This window comes from Brevefilum fermentans (assembly GCF_900184705.1).
In the GTDB taxonomy this organism is placed as follows: Bacteria; Chloroflexota; Anaerolineae; order Anaerolineales; family Anaerolineaceae; genus Brevifilum; species Brevifilum fermentans.
This window is the reverse complement of record NZ_LT859958.1, coordinates 986,366-1,004,804: the sequence shown is the minus strand read 5'-3', so window position 1 is coordinate 1,004,804 and position 18,439 is coordinate 986,366. Positions and strand designations below refer to the sequence as shown.

13 protein-coding genes are annotated in these 18,439 nt (G+C 44.1%); 9 read left to right on the top strand and 4 right to left on the bottom strand.

The features are described from left to right. From CFX1CAM_RS04475 to CFX1CAM_RS04460, 4 genes are read right to left on the bottom strand one after another with little or no spacing between them, the layout of a single operon-like run. Positions 1 to 1,590: a hypothetical protein gene (locus CFX1CAM_RS04475; protein WP_087861860.1), complete on the bottom strand. Its 1,590-nt coding sequence runs from the start codon at positions 1,588 to 1,590 to the stop codon at positions 1 to 3. A 1-nt stretch (position 1,591) separates the two neighbouring features. Then, positions 1,592 to 2,209, bottom strand: coding sequence for an RAMP superfamily CRISPR-associated protein (locus tag CFX1CAM_RS04470; RefSeq protein ID WP_087861859.1), 618 nt, complete (start codon positions 2,207 to 2,209; stop codon positions 1,592 to 1,594). After that, positions 2,210 to 3,850, bottom strand: a complete 1,641-nt coding sequence (locus CFX1CAM_RS04465; RefSeq protein ID WP_087861858.1) for a Cas10/Cmr2 second palm domain-containing protein — start codon at positions 3,848 to 3,850, stop codon at positions 2,210 to 2,212. A gap of 18 nt (positions 3,851 to 3,868) precedes the next feature. Then, on the bottom strand, positions 3,869 to 5,218 hold the full coding sequence (locus tag CFX1CAM_RS04460) for a Card1-like endonuclease domain-containing protein (RefSeq protein ID WP_087861857.1): 1,350 nt from the start codon (positions 5,216 to 5,218) through the stop codon (positions 3,869 to 3,871). Positions 5,219 to 5,769: 551 nt separating this feature from the next. Here CFX1CAM_RS04460 and CFX1CAM_RS04455 point away from each other — a divergent pair. From CFX1CAM_RS04455 to CFX1CAM_RS04410, 9 genes are all read left to right on the top strand, one after another. Further along, the gene (locus CFX1CAM_RS04455) at positions 5,770 to 6,504 is read left to right on the top strand and encodes a zinc ribbon domain-containing protein (protein ID WP_087861856.1); all 735 of its coding nucleotides are present in this window, start codon (positions 5,770 to 5,772) and stop codon (positions 6,502 to 6,504) included. 467 nt (positions 6,505 to 6,971) lie between these two features. Beyond that, positions 6,972 to 7,706: a zinc ribbon domain-containing protein gene (locus CFX1CAM_RS04445; protein ID WP_157891696.1), complete on the top strand. Its 735-nt coding sequence runs from the start codon at positions 6,972 to 6,974 to the stop codon at positions 7,704 to 7,706. A gap of 663 nt (positions 7,707 to 8,369) precedes the next feature. Further along, complete coding sequence (locus CFX1CAM_RS04440; RefSeq protein ID WP_157891695.1) at positions 8,370 to 12,032, top strand: hypothetical protein; 3,663 nt, start codon at positions 8,370 to 8,372, stop codon at positions 12,030 to 12,032. A gap of 92 nt (positions 12,033 to 12,124) precedes the next feature. Then, a complete protein-coding gene (locus CFX1CAM_RS04435) occupies positions 12,125 to 13,453 on the top strand; it encodes a zinc ribbon domain-containing protein (RefSeq protein WP_157891694.1) in 1,329 nt (442 codons plus the stop codon). A gap of 44 nt (positions 13,454 to 13,497) precedes the next feature. Further along, entirely contained in the window at positions 13,498 to 14,301 is an 804-nt protein-coding gene (locus CFX1CAM_RS04430) for a hypothetical protein (protein ID WP_087861851.1), read from the top strand. A gap of 138 nt (positions 14,302 to 14,439) precedes the next feature. Further along, entirely contained in the window at positions 14,440 to 15,066 is a 627-nt protein-coding gene (locus tag CFX1CAM_RS04425) for a zinc-ribbon domain-containing protein (RefSeq protein ID WP_087861850.1), read from the top strand. A 39-nt stretch (positions 15,067 to 15,105) separates the two neighbouring features. Beyond that, on the top strand, positions 15,106 to 15,819 hold the full coding sequence (locus CFX1CAM_RS04420; protein WP_087861849.1) for a zinc ribbon domain-containing protein: 714 nt from the start codon (positions 15,106 to 15,108) through the stop codon (positions 15,817 to 15,819). Between the two features lie 100 nt (positions 15,820 to 15,919). Further along, the gene (locus CFX1CAM_RS04415; protein ID WP_087861848.1) at positions 15,920 to 16,792 is read left to right on the top strand and encodes a formylglycine-generating enzyme family protein; all 873 of its coding nucleotides are present in this window, start codon (positions 15,920 to 15,922) and stop codon (positions 16,790 to 16,792) included. Between the two features lie 635 nt (positions 16,793 to 17,427). Then, complete coding sequence (locus tag CFX1CAM_RS04410; RefSeq protein WP_157891693.1) at positions 17,428 to 18,330, top strand: hypothetical protein; 903 nt, start codon at positions 17,428 to 17,430, stop codon at positions 18,328 to 18,330. Positions 18,331 to 18,439: the final 109 nt, after the last annotated feature.

The window sequence follows — 18,439 nt, the reverse complement described above, 5'->3', positions numbered from 1 at the left end:
TTACCTCTTTTCCTTAATTACCTTATCAGCGACTGCTTCGATTATCCTGTAAGCGACTTCAGCCTTTTTTGCCTGATCCGGTGTGTAACTTTCTCCTAAAACCTGATAATCCTGTTTTTGAAAACCTAATTGGGCAAATCCGTCCGCATCTTTAATCATTTTTATAATCCAGGCACGCCAAGTATATTTTTCATGTCGAATTACCAAAAAGCGCCTATCAAATTGCAAGAATGCAAGTTCTTTCATATTTGCTTCAAAAAAACGACTGATTTCCAGGTTTTCATCCAGTGGAGAACGAACTGCTTGCTTTGCCAGTATCCTAATCTTATTAAGCTGCGTATTTTCAGGCGGATTGGTGCTTTCCACTTCTGCAAGGTAAGAGAGTAGTTTTTGATCAATCCGCTTCTGGATTGTTTTCTCAATAAACTGTTTTATCAGGTACTCACTTTCTGATGAGACGGGAGCTGTTTCAGACGCCTCTATACTCGGTATATAAGTTTCAAAACTGGCATTGCCGACCAGGTTAATCCCGATGCGACCAAAACCATCAGATATGCGCTCTCCTAACCCCCATTGGGTATCAGATTTAAGCGTATTGAGATCCGAAAATTCGTTTTTGTGATAAACAAAGCAGCTGCCTTTGAGGATCACTGGGTCCTGGATGATGGGCAAGCCCCATTTACGATTGAACCCACCAGCGATACCGGTTTTAATGAATGCACGTACTGGCTTGGGCTTCGATGTCAAATTCAAGTGTTTCTTTAAAGCCAGGCTGAAGTCAAAAGAGGGTTCGCCGGAAGAATCTTTAAGGATCATATCACTCAGAAGCGTAATGACTACATCATCATCTGAATCATCCCCCTGGCTCTCGAATTCTTCCCAATTTTTAACTTCGACTTTTGTTATATGGGTATGACCATAACGGGCGCTCCGTGATCCTCCTAAGAACACTGAGCCTGTTGGTACTAACGGCTCTATTGATTTTAAAAGGGCTTCATCTTTAAAGAGGATATAGGAACAAAAAACCTGCTTGGGAGCAATCACATCATAGCGGAAAACTGTGCTGGAATCCGGTTTCTTGATATGAGGATGAACACTCATATTATGAACGGTGGAGATCATTTTTGGTGAAATTAAAGGATATCGTATGGGCTCATCACTGATCCTTTCAGGGACCTGCCAAAAGAACTTTCTTGGTTCAGTTTTTGCCTGATTCAAATCAGCGTCGTCATCATAAGCGTAGTCAAAAACTTCCCGTTCGTTGTTCTGTTCTTCAAGGTTTTGTTTTTCAGTCTGCCAGGAGAGCGGTACAGGTATTGCCCGAGGATGGTCAAAAAACGTTGAATTGTAGGGATAGGCATTTAAGAATATCACCTGATCGTCAAAAAAGTATTTTCGAAAAGTCGCATCCTTGGAATAGATGTCCTGGTCAGTAAAGGTATCCTGTTTAACAAATTGATGAATAACCGCGCCTTTAATCGTGCTACCAGGGATGTATTCCAATGAAATTCGGCTGTTTTCATCACCGTAATGGGTACTCGCCACCAAGAGAGAGGACTTCAGTTCAATGATTAGTTGGATTGCATTCATTTTAGATTGCCTCCTCAAATTTTTTGAAGTGATCAAAGCTTGTCCAGATTTTTCCCATTCCCCGGGTTTTGTTACTCCCTGCTCGCCGCAATGCTTTAACGCATGCAGAGAGGAAAGCCAAATCCATTTCTTCTATGCCATCATCACAGATCAATTCCGCCTGAAAAGGAGTCCCTCTGGGAATAATACGCATCATCCTCAATGTTTCCGGTTTGGGTGCACCCGTATCATCGTTTGCGGTTTGCGTCCGTGTGGAGGTCAGCCCAATTAGAACATCATGAGCGTTGAGCTTGTTATCAATGATCTTCTGGCGAAAATGTGGCGGTAGCGTCGCATTTCCAAAACGGACCAAACCCTGTGTTTCCTGGCTACTTCCCGGTTCACCAAATACACGATTGGCAATTTGATTCCAATTCTGTGAAGTTGACCCAGCTAATGAAAGAGCATGTACCAACTCTGCTGCTTCCTCATGCAGCAGTCCTTTAAGGGCTCTGCCATTTAAGTAAGGAAGTCCATATTGGTCATGTTCAACTTCAATATCCACTTCACCAGCTGTCCCGTCACCACGCGAAAAGCAGGCGTCAGAAAGTAAGACAAATTTCAGAATTAATTTCTTCATTTAATCCTCCAAGGGGATATAAAAATCTATGGCTTCAAGTGCATCGAAGTAATAACACTCAGATCCAGCCCATCCTTTGTTGCTAATTTCCACATCTTTTGATTTAAGCCGGATAGCACATGGCAACCCCGGAAGTCGGGCATTTGCAAGGAAGGCTGAAACCTCGTCAGGTCCTTTTCGTAACTTGGCAATTAAGGCTTTAAATTTATTGCGACGTTTTGCCCAGTCATCGCCAACCTGGAATTCTTTTACGATATATTCAAAGGTAGAGAAATTGTAAGCGGATGCGTCAGACAAGCTGACAGGACGCATGATTATGTCTTTCCCATCAACCTTGTAACTGCGGGAGCGAATTGTCTTAAGAGGTTCAATGATACCATTGGTGCCAAAGTGCCAATCAAGACTTTGGGTCATTCCATTATCACCAATCGATTTTGCTGAACCAGCTAATTCCTCAGCCAATTCATATCCACGTGAAAACGGGTAGTGGCTGGGAGTAATGGCAATACCAGCACGACCGATGGCTGGTTGTGGCTGACCTAGACCTTCCTCAAGGTATTGACGATTATAATTGACGAGGTATTCCTTAGCCATCGCTAAACCCAGTCTACCATCACAAATAAAAGTGACATCATCACCACCGAATACGATTGGTCTAAAGGGGAGTTTGTGATCATGAATATGTACTTTAGGTAGTGACTGATAATATTCTGGTTTAACACCCTGCCTACGACGGATGATTTGTTGACCGTTTTCAGTTTGAATGCAATCGAGAAATGTGGTCAAGGTCTGGGAGAGGGCTTTTTGGGCAGCTTCTTTACTCGATTTTGAAAAGTTTCGCAGTAGCTGGATATACTTGCGATTATCTTTTGGAAATGAAAGGCTTTCACCCAAAGCCTTAATTCGTTCACCCATTCGGTTACCGTCGGCATGCACTATGGCGATATAACTTGAAATGCCTTTATCGCCAAAATCATCAAAATTTGAGATGAATTCATAATTCTTTGCTTTTTGTATGCCTTCTGTGAGTTGGTTCAAGTAATGTTTTCCTTGGGAAAACTGAGCTAATTTCGCAGCTACCTCACGAGAAATCAACTGTGGATTGCCTCCAGGATCTTTCCACACCATTGCCGCAGGTTTCCCACTGAAAGAACAGCGTGCACTGACACCTAATCCCATGATCAAGGGTGGAGGTGCCTGCTCAGCCTTATTAATATTAATAGTTTTCCTTAATTCTGAATATTTGTCCTTGAAATTATCAATATCGAACGCAAATGGCAAATGTGCCATGGCAACATTTATTCCTGGAGCCTCAATCAACGCTTTGCGCGTCAGTGCTTTTGTGAATTCTTCAATATGGGCTTCATATCTAAAAAGCATGAGCGCATTACCCCCTCCGATATAGATAATTTCAACATCTAAATTATCCGTTTCAATACCTTTCACTGTCAACTCAATCGAATTGAGGTTGTGATTGGCAAAGTTGGTATTCTTTTCAATAAGTAAATAATTTACCCACTCGTCTGTGATCGCCCTTATCAATGACGATGCGCCAATATTAACCCGAAGATTGTTTGATGAAAATATAAAATTTTGGATACCGCTAACCTCCAAAAGAAATAGAAAATACTGTTCTTCCATAAGTTCTCCTCTCCCATATTAACTATTAAACCATTTTTTGAATTTATTACAAAGATTTGAGAAATCTTGGGGGCCAAAAACTTTGATCTTATTCCTGGATGCCATCCAACTTTCATTGATTTCTTCCAGTAAATCATCCGGCTGTGGATAACCACTTACTAAAGCGACCCTGGCTTCATCCCCACCCATCTGTTGTGCTCGTGAAAAAGCTTCAAATAATTTTACTTTTACCAAACCTCGATCCATACTTGTGGAACAAGAAAAAGCATATAATCGATAGCCTTGAACAGCAGCTACATCAAATTCAAAATCGCGACTTTGTTTTTTGGGGTCTGCGTTTTTTATATATATGTTTCGTTTGATTTCATGAATTTTACAATCCTCTGAGATTTGCTGTAAACAATCGAAGACATAATTTTCTAACCAATTTGAGTCTAAAAACCTCCGCAATGAATCCCCAATATTTTTAATTTTCCAGCTGTGGATTTCTTCATTGGGAATCTGATCACACTTAAGAAGCGTTAGTCCTATTTGACCAATGGTTTCAATTTGAACAAGGTTAGTTAAGTCATCATCCTGATTAGGGATGATTTCTGTTTTTATGCCAATACTTTCTTTAGTAATCCATCGTTTCATTCTTTCAATGATTTCATTTAAATCTAGAGTTTGGTTGTTTGAATCCAGCTTAACTTCTTCAAGCAAGGGTTTCAGGTAATTTTTTAACTCCTTTGGGCATGCGGTACGTACATATTTATCACACCAATTTCGTAAATTATTCATATTAACCGGATCACTCACAAATAAAGCGATTTCTTTGGAAAAAATTGGGAAAAGAACTTCTGATTTAACACTGGTCATGATTCTGTTGTGCAAACTCAATAAATTCTCCATTGACACCTGACATTCAGAAATATCTATGGGATATTTCATTCCATGTGAAAATCGAATTGAATAATAAATCGGGTCAATATATGAATGAATAAACGGTCTGCGGTTTTGTACACACCAATCTTTAAGAAATTCATATATATGAACGGACATAGGTTTCATGCCGCCGGTGTAGTTTAACCCTACTGAACCCTCTGATAATACGTTGGATTTTAAATATTGATCTAAGCATGTGTGAATTCCAGATTGATCTGTAGGGGTTTCTAGCCTTTTGAGATTGATATGTGAATGATCAAAATGCAAAACACTTGTGAATAAATCCTGAAGGTTTAATGCATATTGGTGGGTCTGATCGGTATAGATGAGGTGAAGAAAACTTTCCTGCTTTGCCAATCTGTGAGCGGCAATGAAATTCGGTAATGGGTTATTCCCCACTAATAAAAATAGATGATCGGAAACTTTTTCTACTAGATGCCCCATCCTTCCTCCTTAATTTCCTAAGGTGAGAAATAATTTATTTGTTTATTAAATGATTATAATCGAATTTCATATTTGGGATGCAAAAGAAAACTATTGAGTGAAAGGCTTCTTCTGCTCAATTTTCCAAAACTCCACGCGTGGAGAAATTTAGTCAATCAGAATTTACTGCGACCTTACTACAACCGGATGATAATTCTTATACCAAACATGCTTAATTTTCAAGGAAACTCTCATATATAAGGGAAAATTATTCTTTTCCCCATATATATGGGTTATACAACCAAATAACGCTCCTACTTTTCATTGGGATTCTCCCCTTCAATTTTTCAAGAAGATTCCACTTTTGTCTGGTACTGAATTTTGGGGATTATTACTTAGAATTTGGGTTTACTTTAAGCTAAATCAACCTTTTTCTTGACTTAAATGATTATTTCGATATATACTTTATAGAAATAAAAAGAGAATTTGTGCTGAAGTTAGAGCGGTCATAATTTAAGGCGTAATTAATCCCATTTGGATTTAATTAACGTTCATTTTTTTGGAGGGCAGGGATGGCTGACAACTTTTGCGAACAATGCGGGGCGCAATTAGCTCCTGATGCGCGGTTTTGCGAGGTATGCGGAAAAGCGATCGACACGCCACCCTCACCTGTTGTGCATCCCCCTGACCTGCCTCCAACGCCACAGCAAGCCCCACAATCAACCCATCGATCCAAAACATGTCTATATGTCGCAATCGGAGCAGCCGCACTTGTTGCATGTGTGGCTTTGATCGTCGCTATCCTCATGCTTGGAAAATGGTTCAAACAGCCAAAGGAGCCAACCCCAGATTCTTTTTCAACGGTACCTTTTCAAACGGAAGCTACCGGCTCAATTCAAGACGAAGGTTTTTTGCCCGCCATCGATACACCTACTCCGGTTCCCAGTGAACCCATTCAGGCTGTCCGAACGGATCGTGACGTGTTCTACTGCATCTCCTTCGATAGGCCAGTAACACTCACGGTTACCGTTGACGCCGATCCGGATATAACCGATTTATCCCTCAGATGGCGGTTAAATACGAAAAAAGATGGCCAGCTAACGGATTGGGAAGGGGTTTTTCTGGAAAAAATTTCACCCACTCAGTTTTCTTATACATTTAACGCCGATACGTGGGAAGGAACGAATAATTTTTACTACCCACCTCTGTTGAGCGAGTCCTGGTTTGAATTCCAGGTTTTTCTTCCGGATGGCACTTTTCAAACAGAAATCTTTACACATGTAACCTTCTTCCCATGTGCGCAATAAATCACGCTTTTAAGATTTTTGGCGATGTTTTTTTTGGGAAATCATTAATGGTTATCGGTATGATTTTTATGCTGAATTGTTGACATCAATAACAAGGCATACTAGATTATTAATAATCGTACGTTAAAGATTTAAGAAATACAGGTGTGACCGACAGTCCAAATAAAGGTTCGCTTTTATTCGGGTAAGCCACGCGAATAAAGCCTGAAGAGGGCTGTCAGCATCTGACCGCTTTGATCATTGGAGAGCGACGAAGCAAAGCACAGGTTAATGGGTTGAGCGCTCAACCCTGCCTGGGCGAGAACAACCATCCGCACGGATCGAACCCTTATTGGACAGTTTATTGATTAGACGACATCTACCTGTAACTCTGCTAAGGTTTTAACGGTTTCACTTTTCTGTTAGGAATTTTTGCAAGTAAAAGCTCTTTCTGGCGAATGCCGGCATGGCACCAAGGAGGTGACCGAGTGAATGACCAACCCTTTTATTGTCGTTACTGCGGTGAGCGTCAAAGACCTGGTGCACGTTTCTGCAAAGCCTGCGGCAAACCGCTGGCTGCAACGGGTGCAACAGCAGTTCAAAGAGGATCGACATCGCCTGAAAAAAGCATTCCTCCACCGATACCCGCTGGCAAGAGGATCGAATCGCAATTAACCTCTGCAATCGGGAACGCTGCCAGGTCTGCCGGAAAGGCCGCAATGCAAGCCGCTGTAGCGGGCGCCCCCTGGCAGGTGGTGGTTGGGAAACAACTGCCCCCCAATGCTATTCAAAATATCCTTAAATCGGCGGGCCAGGCTGCCCTTCGGTCGGCAGGTCAATCCCTAAAATCGGGTGCAGCGCAGCTGGGCGCGTCACTCTTTGGTCCGGCAATGTTTTCTTTCCTTTCCACTTTCGCGGCATCGCTTGCACCTCTGCTGACCGGAGGTGATTTTTCACCGGCGGCGATCATCACCAAGCTGGTCTTGGGGATTGTCAACCTGGTGGCTGGGGCGGTGGCCAGCAAACGGCGCGGGGCAGCCTCCATCATCATGCTGATCGCCAACATCGGGCTGGCGCTTCTGCAGGGCGGTACGCTGCTGGGCACACTGCTGAAAGCGTTGCTCAACCCTTCCATGCTGGGTGGGCTGATGCCCGTGGGTTTCACCCAGGGGCTGTCCGTGCTGGCGGCGTTGAACGCCGGTATTAAATGTTTTCGTAAATAAGTGGAATAGAAGGGAGATGAAATGGCTAAATATCGCAATCGATTTTTTCTATTTTTGATCCTCACCGGATTGGTATTATTAGGACAACATCAGGTGGTGTCGGCTCAAGAGGAAAAGCCTAATGACTCCGATTTACCCTTTATCATTTTCAATGAAAAAATGAACTTGGAACCAAATTCAGGGTTTTACTTAGAAGGTCATGGTTTCGAAATAGGTTGCCAGTATCCGGGGCAATATGAATGGGACAAAGAAACAATTTATGCAAAGTATAGACACGAAATATGGTGTGGAATTAATTGGAGATATTTTGAGACAGGAAATACCTTTGAGAAACCTCAAGGTAATAAAAGAAATGAAGAGATCTATTCTCAAGGTAGTCTTTTTGTATATACAACTCGTGGTCCTCATCCCGGTGACTTGCAAGATCCTCAGGCTGTCACATATGGTGAATTTGCGGAGTATGTTAGGAATTATCATGTGGCACCTTATTTTTTAGAAACAATAGGAAACGAGAATATTGATTACTCAAAGAATATATCTTACTCAAATTTCGCCGAATTTCAGTTTCCATTGAATAACCCGGCATCTCCCAGTCTTCCTGCAATCTATATTGACAAAATTATTTCTAAACCATCGGGTCTAAATACGGTGCGCTTTATATGTGTGGCTGAAGAGCGCGATAATAACGCTTTATGCTCGATTATTAGAATAGAAGCTTTCGCAGAAACGAATTACCAAGGGGATTACCTGTCAATCCACCAAGCGCTGCTTACTGATCTTTGGAATTTTGCCAACACATTTCGAATTGGATCCGTTGGGGAAAGTGTATCGGGAACAAGAATTGAAGATGACGACACTTCCTGGGTGACGGTGGTCGGCGCTTTGGGCGCGAGCGGCGGGGCGGTGGGGATAGCCGCTAAAACGCTGGCGGATCGCGCCAGGAAAAAAACCAAGACCGGCGAAAAGAAGAAGAACGAACGTGAAGACGAAGAAGCCATAGGCTACATCCTGCAGATCAGCCAGGATCATTTAAGAATCAGCCAGGATCAACCTGCCAGCCTCGAAGCCACGGTGTGGGAGGTGAACAGACAGGGCGGCTATAAACGGGCTACGAATGCAGATTTATCCATCGAACAACCAGCCAATACCAATTTCTTGAACATTGCGCCTCGCCAGGCACAGGGAACTTTAAATACCAATCTGAGCATCGCAGGCAATGTGACCAACCCCAGTTTTCAGTTAAACGTGGTTGGCAGGGCAAATGGCACGAGCTCCAGCGCAAAGGTGAATGTGGAGATTGAGAGCGAAATCGCGATCAAAATTGAGACCAGCGAAAACCGTCGCTCGCTGCGCGCGGACGGCAAAGATGGGCTCAACGTTTATGCCTGCCTGGTGGCGGAAGGTGAAATCGATGAGAAAAAACTGGAAGCAGCCCAAGAGTCGCTGGAATTTTCAATCAGCGGGGCAGGAGCGAGTTGGCTTGAAACAAGCGAAAAAACCAAAGAAGGGGAGTGGCAAACGATCTATATCCAGGCTTCCAAACCGCAGGGTCAAGCCGACAGTCAACCACCACCCGCTGATGTTCAGATCATCGTTAACGGTAAGTTTGAGGGTAAGGATCTGACGGCTACGATCAGCATCAGCCTGGTCGGTGAAGCCGCGCTTGAATACCAGCCTGACAGTGTCAACTTCCTGTTAGGTGCAGGGGAGAAATCAGAGATCAAGTTGTGGATCAACCCTCCTGGTGACGATGCCTGGGATTTTTCATATGTTTTAGAAAACGAATCATTGCCCGTTGAGATCGATACGGCAGACGAGGAAAATACCAGCATTACCATCATCGTCTTGGAACGGGGAACCAGGGAACCCGAATTGACCAGGCACCCTGGCGGTCTGTACGCTTCAGGTGAACTTCGCGTATTTGCCAGGCAGAATGACATAGAACTGGAGAAGCGGGTGAGTGTTGGGATCTATCAAGAAGGGCTGTTTGTCGATACTCAAGGTCAATCTCGCGACGGTACATTTCATTTGATGGCTGATGGTAAACATGAACCACGCTTAATCGATTTTCGCCTGCTCGTATGGAATCCAGAACAGCGCAGGTTGGAAGCAAACCCGCACAAAGAACTGGATATTGAGTTCAGTTCGTTGGTGACTGACGAAGAAATCGCAAACGCGCTGGAAGTTGGTCAGCTTCGCATTGAAAAACAAGGCATGGAATTTAAGCGCAGCGGTATGGCAGCAGAGCGATACCGTTTTTGGATTGAACACGAACTTTTGGTCGATGGACGAATAATGTACATCGATTACCTGGCAACGACGGGAGAGTTTTTCGCTGAGTTCACATTAGGCGTTGAAACAACCGTGATGCCGGTTTTTGAGCGGATGTTGGAAATGCAACACTGCCAGCTTATGATCACCAAATTCGTCCCCGGCGATTATCAAATCAAGATGCAAGAGATCTTTGACAAATACGCGCCAACACTTGGACCTGAAGGTCTATACCAGCTGCGCCTGAAAATCTGGAATATCACTCAATTACTGATTTTGGGAGAAGGAGGACAGGGTTACCTGGCAGAGGGAAATTGGGCGGCACGAATTGAGACTGTTTTAGAATGGACGCAATGGGCAGGCGATCACTGTTTTAATGCTGTCATTTCCTTAAAACTTGGACCGACAGGGCGGAAGTGGGCACCCGTCGTTAGAAATTTATTGATTGACTGCATCAATGCAGGAATCTATGAAAAAAAGACGCCTCTCGAATGGGCGCTAGGATATATTCGGCATATTCTGGCTCAACTCACCGACATGAAGGCACTCATGAAGCGTGCCTTTGACAAAGGCAAAGAGAAGGGATTTGCTTGGCTGCAAAAAGAGCTGGAAAATCGCCAGGTGATTATTGTGGGGAGCAATTGGCGGGTCGTCATCCCCGGCTGGGTGGCATTCAAGATTATTAAACCCTTAATCAACTTCATGGAACGGTACCTGGAAGGAAAATCACTCTATGAAGCTGCAAAAATGACCGCCTGGGAAGCCGCGGACGATGTCATTGCGAATTACATTGGCGAGCTGGTGGTGAAAAAAGGCGATCAAGATTTTGTTCAGGTATTGGATGAGGAGATTTTCGGTTCTAAAGATGAGTCGCTTGCCAAATTAAAGGCTGGAGAAGCTTATGACGATATTATGGAGGCTTATCAAGAAAGCGGTTGGACAGATCAGGAAGAATCCACAGATGAGGATGAGGATGAGGATAAAGAGGAAGAACAAGAGGGGGCGATAAACATTGAGGATTTGGAGAACCCGAAATATAAATGGGCAGTCGAAAAGATTAAAAAGGCAACCAAGAGAGTTAATGGAAAACTCGTTGCAGACAAGAAAGCCGTATTAGAGGTGATGCAAGACCTGGACGCTACACGGACGTTAAAAAATGCTCCGCGAGAAATCCAGGAAGCTTTTGCAAATACGCGTGAACAACTGTACCAAGAACATGATGAAAAATTGGTCAAATGGGCGCAGGATAATCTACCGCAATATAAAGGTAAACGCATCGTTGTTGGCGATTTTCGCACACCTGGAGCGGATGGTTTGGACTTAGGGACAGACCGTGATTATCGTCTGGGTTACATCTACGCCGATCCGGTTACAGGGAAGGAAGATTTTATTGAAATTGAAGAAGCCCTTTACCAGGACAAATCGTATCAGATCTTTGCTGAAACCGCTGAAAACAGAAAATTCACCATGGAAGAAGCCAGGCATTATACTGAGGGACATGGTCAATTAGCGGCAGCAGGAACCAACCCGGAAGCCTCCCCGGATTTTTCCGATCAGGGGATTGTGTGGGTTGATGAAAAGGGAAGGATCGTAGAAGATCCTGATGCGTGGCGAAAAGAATTCGCTCATGACAAAGACAAGAAATTAACTTTCAGAAAAGCTCAGGTGGGCTCGAATATTACCAAGGTTCATGGAGGCAAAGCTACCTTGAAAAGCGCCAATGGATTGGGTTTGATGTACGAAACAAAGGTTCAAGACAGCATGAAAAAGGGAGCATTCGCTGATGCTTATGCTCAAGCCGCAAAAGGGGCGGAACAGCTTAGAAAGGTGCGTGCAGGGTACGAAAAACAGGGTTACGATGTGGGAGAAATCCCCCCTAAAGTCGAGAAAGTCATGGATGCCATCAACAAGGTTAAAGAAGAGAAATTCCATCCGGCTTCAATCGCACGGACAAATGCGTTGATCAAAGAACTGAAATTGGGCAATGATATCAATGACTTTACGAAGTATCTTTCCAGCAATTTGGAGAGTGTAAAACTTGCTACCAAGAAATAAGCATCGGTTTTAGAGCTTCCTGTGGAGGACTTGAGGATATGGAACAAGCATCCATCAAACACATTTGGTTGCAGCCGGGTGAACTGGCATTCTTGATCGAGCATTACGGCATTGCGATCGAAAAGCGTTCCCCTCTGATTAGTCTGCCTGTGTTCAACCGCTGGCCAGAGCAACGCCCTGTCTCATATCTGATGGAAGATTTGCAAAGTAAATTGTCTGATGAGCAAGCCAAGCAATATTTGAGAGCCCTGGTAAGTTCGACATCTATGATTCAAATCAAACAGGGTTACCACCGCAAACCCGTCAGCAGCAGTTTTGCCTTCAAAGCCGCTCCTGAAGGAGAAATTTTACTGCTCAAAACTCGCCCGGATACGGGTGTTGAATTGATTTTTCCGTTTTCGCTGCAAACCCTGACCGACCAATTATGCGAACCAATGGAGCATATCTCCAATTTGGGTTTTTCTCAAGATTATCTCTCCCCGCTTGCGCCCTCCGGACTTGCGGCTTTGCTCGCCCTGGCTGATCATTTTAATGAGGTCTATCCATACCCCGACCCAAATTGGATTCCGAACCGCCCCTTGATTTTTACATTAAAGTCGTGGCACGAGCGGTTAATTAAAGGAAGGAATGCAGCGATTCACGAATCCCTACTCGCCGCCTATATTAACCTGACTGGCAACTCTTTGCCAGAAGTCAATTTGGAGGATCTTGAATTCTGGCTTTTGGCTTTTATTAACGATCTTTATATCGGCTTGGAAGATGATCGCCAATTGCCGGGTGATGCCGATGCAGAATATTTTGTTGCCGAAGACCTGTTAGTGATTTTACGTTGTTTAGCCTGGTGGGACCTGACTTTGGCTCTGGAGAAAATCCCAGTTGGTGCGCAAGGCGCCAAGCAAGCCTTGACCTTCTTGCAGGCATCGGTTCTTTGGCAGTTCGTCCCGACGCACCCAGAAGGGTTGTTAATCGCACCACAGATAATCAACGGATGGCTACTCAAAGAACGTGTTTCTGAATTTCTAGATCACATGCTGGCAGCAGGATTAGCCGAAGACCCCGAATTAACAGGCGATCATCGGCCTGTTAAAATCGAGCGGCAGGTTTCACCCCAACCACAAGCCGCAGATAAGACGGTCGTTGCGCAACCGAGCGTTGCGAAACCACGGCCAAAACCCGCGACGTCTTCAGCCTCGCCGCCAGCTGCGCCAATTCAACCAAAAACTTCAACTCCAAGCCGACCATCAAGTGCGAGAGTGTGCAGCAATTGCGGCACGCAATTAAGCCCTACCGCAAAATTTTGCAAGACTTGTGGATTAAAAGTTGACGATGTGCCATCACCGGTAAATGTTTGTAAACAATGTGGTCAGCCCATCCGCACAGGGGCGGCATTTTGTAAAAACTGTGGTTTTAGAGTCAATTGAAACAAGAACAAGATTGGGTTCTAACCTGAAGGAGAGTCTGCCTGATGAAAAAACATAAGACATTGAGTGCAGTAATCCTGCTATTGTCCGTGGGGCTCATGGTTTCCGCCTGTCAATTCAAGAGAGCCGCACCAAAGCTCGAGTGGGACCCATCCCCTGAGGCGCAGCTGATTGTCGTCTCAGACCCCATCCAATTTCCAGGGATAAAGCCCACATACCAGGATGAGAGCATGGAAAACTATATTCCAGAAGGTATTTTATTTGGCGATGGGCGAATCCTTTGGGTGAAGTATGTTTATAAAGACGGTATCACCTCTCGCTTCATGAAACAAGGCTTCTTATCTTCAGAGCAGATACAGGCATTACTGCAACAATTTGCTGACAGCGGTTTTTTCTCCTGGAAAGACCAGTATAGTGGTTCATTCATTGAAGATGGACCGCCAGCAAAGAGTATCACCGTTTTTCTTCGCGACTATTCAAAAAGTGTTGTGGTAAGCAATGCGCCGCCCCCTCAAGGGTTTGATGAGCTCTTTTCAACAATTCGATCCGGCGCGGGTGTTGAAGATCAGGATTATCGACCTGATCGAGCTTTTTTAAGGGCTTACCGACAATTTGATCAGTGGGGCATTGATCAGGCAAGTCAGATTGACTCCTGGCCTGCTGAAAGCTTTGGTTTTTCTCTGGCAGAGTTAGAGTCAGAAACAGGAATCGCCAAAGGTCGATACGTTGATGGGAAAGCATTAGCATTTGTATGGCAGGTAATCAACGCTAATCCGCAACAACCGCTGGTTGAAGAGGAAGGCGTTTGGTATCTGCTCACACTGCAAATCACGGGCCTTTCTAATTAAAATCTACCAAATCCATAATGTAGTGTTGCCTGATTTGATGAGATGTTACTGAAGAGACGATGAACGATGAGAAAAATTGAGAGGACAGCAAGTCAGAAGATTAATTCAAGGTTAACAGTAAGTCGCAAGGAGTAAAAAATGCCTGAAACAGATGCCCAGTACTGTGATTACTGCGGAAAGCAGATCCTATCCGGGAGTAAATTCTGTGATTTCTGCGGTCAATCACTTGGTGAACAAAATGATCACCAGGCTTTGCCCTCTCCATCTGCTCGTCAAGAGGCACAGTCTCGATCAACCCGATTTATGCGGCAACGTATTGCTTGGGCTGTCATCTTTGGCTTGATTCTCATCCCCATTGTTTTATTGATTATTTGGAAAGATGTGGGCGAATTGTCTCGGGACGTTTGGTTATCGTTAGGTGGCTTCATTGTGGTTACCAGCTTGCTGGCTGTTTTCACGCTTCGCAAAGGGGGCAGCACCTGGCAGGGTCAACTTGTCCAGGTGATTCCGAGAGAAAAGGGAGTGCAGTTTGTGTTTTTAACCAACAAGGGCAAGAAGGAAAGCTTGATTGCGGGTTCGAGCTTGGTTAAGTATTTTTCAGTGGGCGATCAAGTGATCAAGGTAAAGGGATATGATTTTCCAGAAAAAATTCACCGGGATGGAAAAACACAATTGTGTATGGTGTGTGGCAAAGTTTATCCCATGAGTGAAAAAAGATGCCGTTTTTGTCGTTACCCGTCAATGGATCCACACAACTTCATGTGATGTGATTGAGTTTTTCTTGAATACGCTGAGGAGGCAAAAGTGGAAACGATTAAAGCACAATGTCCAAAATGTGGAGCAGATCTGGAAGAAGGGTCGGTTTTCTGCGAGAATTGTGGCGCGCTTGTAGAAAGAGCCGAAAACCTACAAAGTGAATATTCAAATGGAGACAGTCTCAATCAAAAGAATAAAAAGAATCCCATCTCGTGGAATGCCAACTTACCCCTAATAACAAGCTCGGTCGTCATCAAGCAGTTATTGTTTGCGTTAGTCGCTTCCAATCTTTGTGTGCTGATCTTCATTCTGACTGTTGATGCGTTTAGTGGTGACCTAACTTTACAACGTTTTCTTAACTATGTGCTGTACACGTTGATTATCTTCGGCTCCCTTTCTGTATTGGCGGCGCTTGTGATGCTTGTGTTTTATGGCAACCGGTACGAATACAAATTTACACTGGATGAAACGGGTATCACCTCCGAAACGGTAGGCAAAACCAAGAAAAAAAATGCCATCATCAACTTCCTGTTAATTTTTTCCGGTAAACCCGGACCAGCCGGTACCGGGTTGCTTGCAGCTTCACGACAGAAAGAGAAGATCGCCTGGAGCAAAGTTGATCGTATCCAAACTGACGCAAATAAACTTGAAATTGTCCTGCGTCGCAAGGGGCGAGCGATTATGTTAATTCGTTGTACTCCCGAGAATTATGCAGAGGTTTTACATAGGGCGAATGAAGCTGTGAATGCCCAAAAGAAATGATTCGATGCTCAATTAGGACGGATTCATCCAGTAATCGTTCGACTGGACAGAAACTATCGATTTTAAAACCGAAACAACCCAAATGAAATGAGAAGGAAAAATGAAACATAAGAAGATTTTTTGGGCTTTTCTTGTCTGGACTTCCCTTCTGGCTTGTCGTGTTTTTTCTCCATTTGGTGGCTCCGATTTGCCAGCCCAAACTGGAAATGACACACCCGTGGTCATATCCGTTCATGATTCGAAGATATCGCCTGTAGATCAAATGGTCTTGGTGTATGTGCCCGAGGGAGATTTCATTATGGGATCAGATGCGATGGGCTACGGGGATAATGTCCCTGAACATGTGGTGTTTTTGGATGCATTCTGGATTGATCAGACTGAGGTTAGCAATGGGCAATATCTGGAATGTGTGAAAAGTGGAGCGTGTTCTCCACCGGGTGATGAGCAAGAATTCGGACTGTATAACCATTATGATGAAATCGAATACAAGGATCACCCTGTCGAGTTCGTTAACTGGTATCAGGCAAACGATTACTGCCAGTGGGCAGGCAGACGGTTGCCCACTGAAGCTGAATGGGAAAAAGCAGCGCGGGGTTCAGAGGGTTGGCTGTATCCTTGGGGGGATGAACGACCGAACCGGGAATTATTAAATTTTAAGGGGTCCTACGGCCAGGTCAATCCTCTGGGTGGAACGAACAAAGTGGGCAGTTATCCAGCCGGTGCAAGCCCTTATGGCGCATTGGATTTAGCTGGAAATGTCAGCGAATGGGTTGCTGATTGGTATGAGCAACAGTATTATAAGAATTCACCATCTGAAAATCCTCAGGGGCCGGCAAGTGGAACCACTAAAGTCGTTCGAGGCGGCGATTGGGCTACTTATGATGTCGTCATCTTCAGCTCTTATCGAATTTCGATCCAACCTGGTTTGACATTGTCGGGAATAGGTTTTCGGTGCGCGGAGTCTGGTCCATAATTTACAACCACATTCCCTATTAAAGCCTGTCAACACGATTCTAGTCGTAGTTTTTACACCATTATTTGAAAGCAAAATACAGGTCTTCATCATCTTAAAAAATGGCGGACGGGAATAAGTGAAGTTGATTTCGATTAGGCATGTTCTTTGGATGATCAAGCTGATAAAAAAGGTGGTAAGGAACCTTATATTGGAAAGCCGCACCTGCTTGCAACGGAATTGGTGTATCTAAAACCACCGGTTTGAAGTGAATCTCTCATTCGTTGTAAAGGGTGCAAAAACATTGTTGTAAATCAATCCAGTCACACCGGGTCCTTTTGGATCAAACCTCGTTAAGTCGATTTTTCAACATCTTTTCTATTTATTCGAGCCATAAAAACCCATTGTTCATTAACAACCAAATGACATGCCAGAATAATGATGACAGCTAAAAATCACAAGCCGACGATTTCGCCGACCTTTTTTCACCACTTCATTAAATATGCGCGCCGGCAAAGTTCAAGTTTTTTCAGTAATTCCAATGAAGTGTTGATTTAAAAAATTTTCACATTTATAATGGATATAATCCACTTCAGCACTCATCAATTCGCCAAAGACAAAGAATAAGAATATACCGGTTATGAGAGGAGATATTCATGACTAAAAAATTCTTTGTGAGTAAGTTAATCGGGCTACTTTTCGTTTTTTTCCTTTTAGTCATAACGAAAACTTCGGATGTCCCTGCACAGTCGACATATGAACCACAACTCGATCATTCCGCTTGTGTGTACCACTGCATGATGGATCAGAATTTCATACATTCAAAAATGGGTTATGGACCAGCATCCAGTACTTATTATCAGTTCATGACGCGGTTTTGGGAGACCAGCGGTTGCAAAGGTGTTGGTATTAAAGATATTCTGGAAACTGTAATTGCCGTATCAGGTGCACCGGGAGGTGCAACGATGTCCTGTTACCAGTTGTTGTTAGCCGAAACCTTGGGCTGTGCCAACACCTGTCGAAATGCTAACCCATCCAACAGCGCTTATGGCGCAAATGTCAAGCTTACAGCAACGACAACATCACCGGGTTACCTCGAAGTCGGACTCGATAATCGATTGAGTAGCGGTGATTATTTAGATTACTCAAATGGGTACAGTGGTCGTTTTTATCTGACGACCACACTCCAATTGGGTGGGGGAACTCCCCTGGCGGTTGGTCATCAATTTATGCCTAGCATGAGTTTTCCTAACTGGATTACCAGCCAGGAATTCGGGGCTCATAAGTGCACGATCAGTGATGAATGCCCTTCTTGTTGTGAAATCCTGTGGGATCTCGATGCTCCTAGCTATATTCCCACAACTGTGGAATTCCTAGATGGTGTATTGTATGATCTGACAGATCAGGCCATTGGTAAAAAAGGGGTAACCGGGTCCTTCAGCAATGATGGTTATGTGGTTTTGCTAAGGGATGGGGATACAATCACCATCAACCAGGGACCCTACGCGGGGGTTGCATGGACCAAAGCACACAATAAAACAACAAAAAAGCACACTTAATCCGTTGAATTTTGGGATGCATCCTCTGGTGCAGTAACAGTCAAAAATACTGAGTGCGATAATATTACATGTGGATGGTTCGGCGGCGAGCGAACCGAAGCAGATACTT

Bases quoted from the DNA above. Each gene is read 5' to 3' on its own strand.
- CFX1CAM_RS04475 (WP_087861860.1), bottom strand. From the start codon at position 1,590: ATGAATGCAATCCAACTAATCATTGAACTGAAGTCCTCTCTCTTGGTG.
- CFX1CAM_RS04470 (WP_087861859.1), bottom strand. From the start codon at position 2,209: ATGAAGAAATTAATTCTGAAATTTGTCTTACTTTCTGACGCCTGCTTT.
- CFX1CAM_RS04465 (WP_087861858.1), bottom strand. From the start codon at position 3,850: ATGGAAGAACAGTATTTTCTATTTCTTTTGGAGGTTAGCGGTATCCAA.
- CFX1CAM_RS04460 (WP_087861857.1), bottom strand. From the start codon at position 5,218: ATGGGGCATCTAGTAGAAAAAGTTTCCGATCATCTATTTTTATTAGTG.
- CFX1CAM_RS04455 (WP_087861856.1), top strand. From the start codon at position 5,770: ATGGCTGACAACTTTTGCGAACAATGCGGGGCGCAATTAGCTCCTGAT.
- CFX1CAM_RS04430 (WP_087861851.1), top strand. From the start codon at position 13,498: ATGAAAAAACATAAGACATTGAGTGCAGTAATCCTGCTATTGTCCGTG.
- CFX1CAM_RS04425 (WP_087861850.1), top strand. From the start codon at position 14,440: ATGCCTGAAACAGATGCCCAGTACTGTGATTACTGCGGAAAGCAGATC.
- CFX1CAM_RS04415 (WP_087861848.1), top strand. From the start codon at position 15,920: ATGAAACATAAGAAGATTTTTTGGGCTTTTCTTGTCTGGACTTCCCTT.
- CFX1CAM_RS04410 (WP_157891693.1), top strand. From the start codon at position 17,428: ATGACTAAAAAATTCTTTGTGAGTAAGTTAATCGGGCTACTTTTCGTT.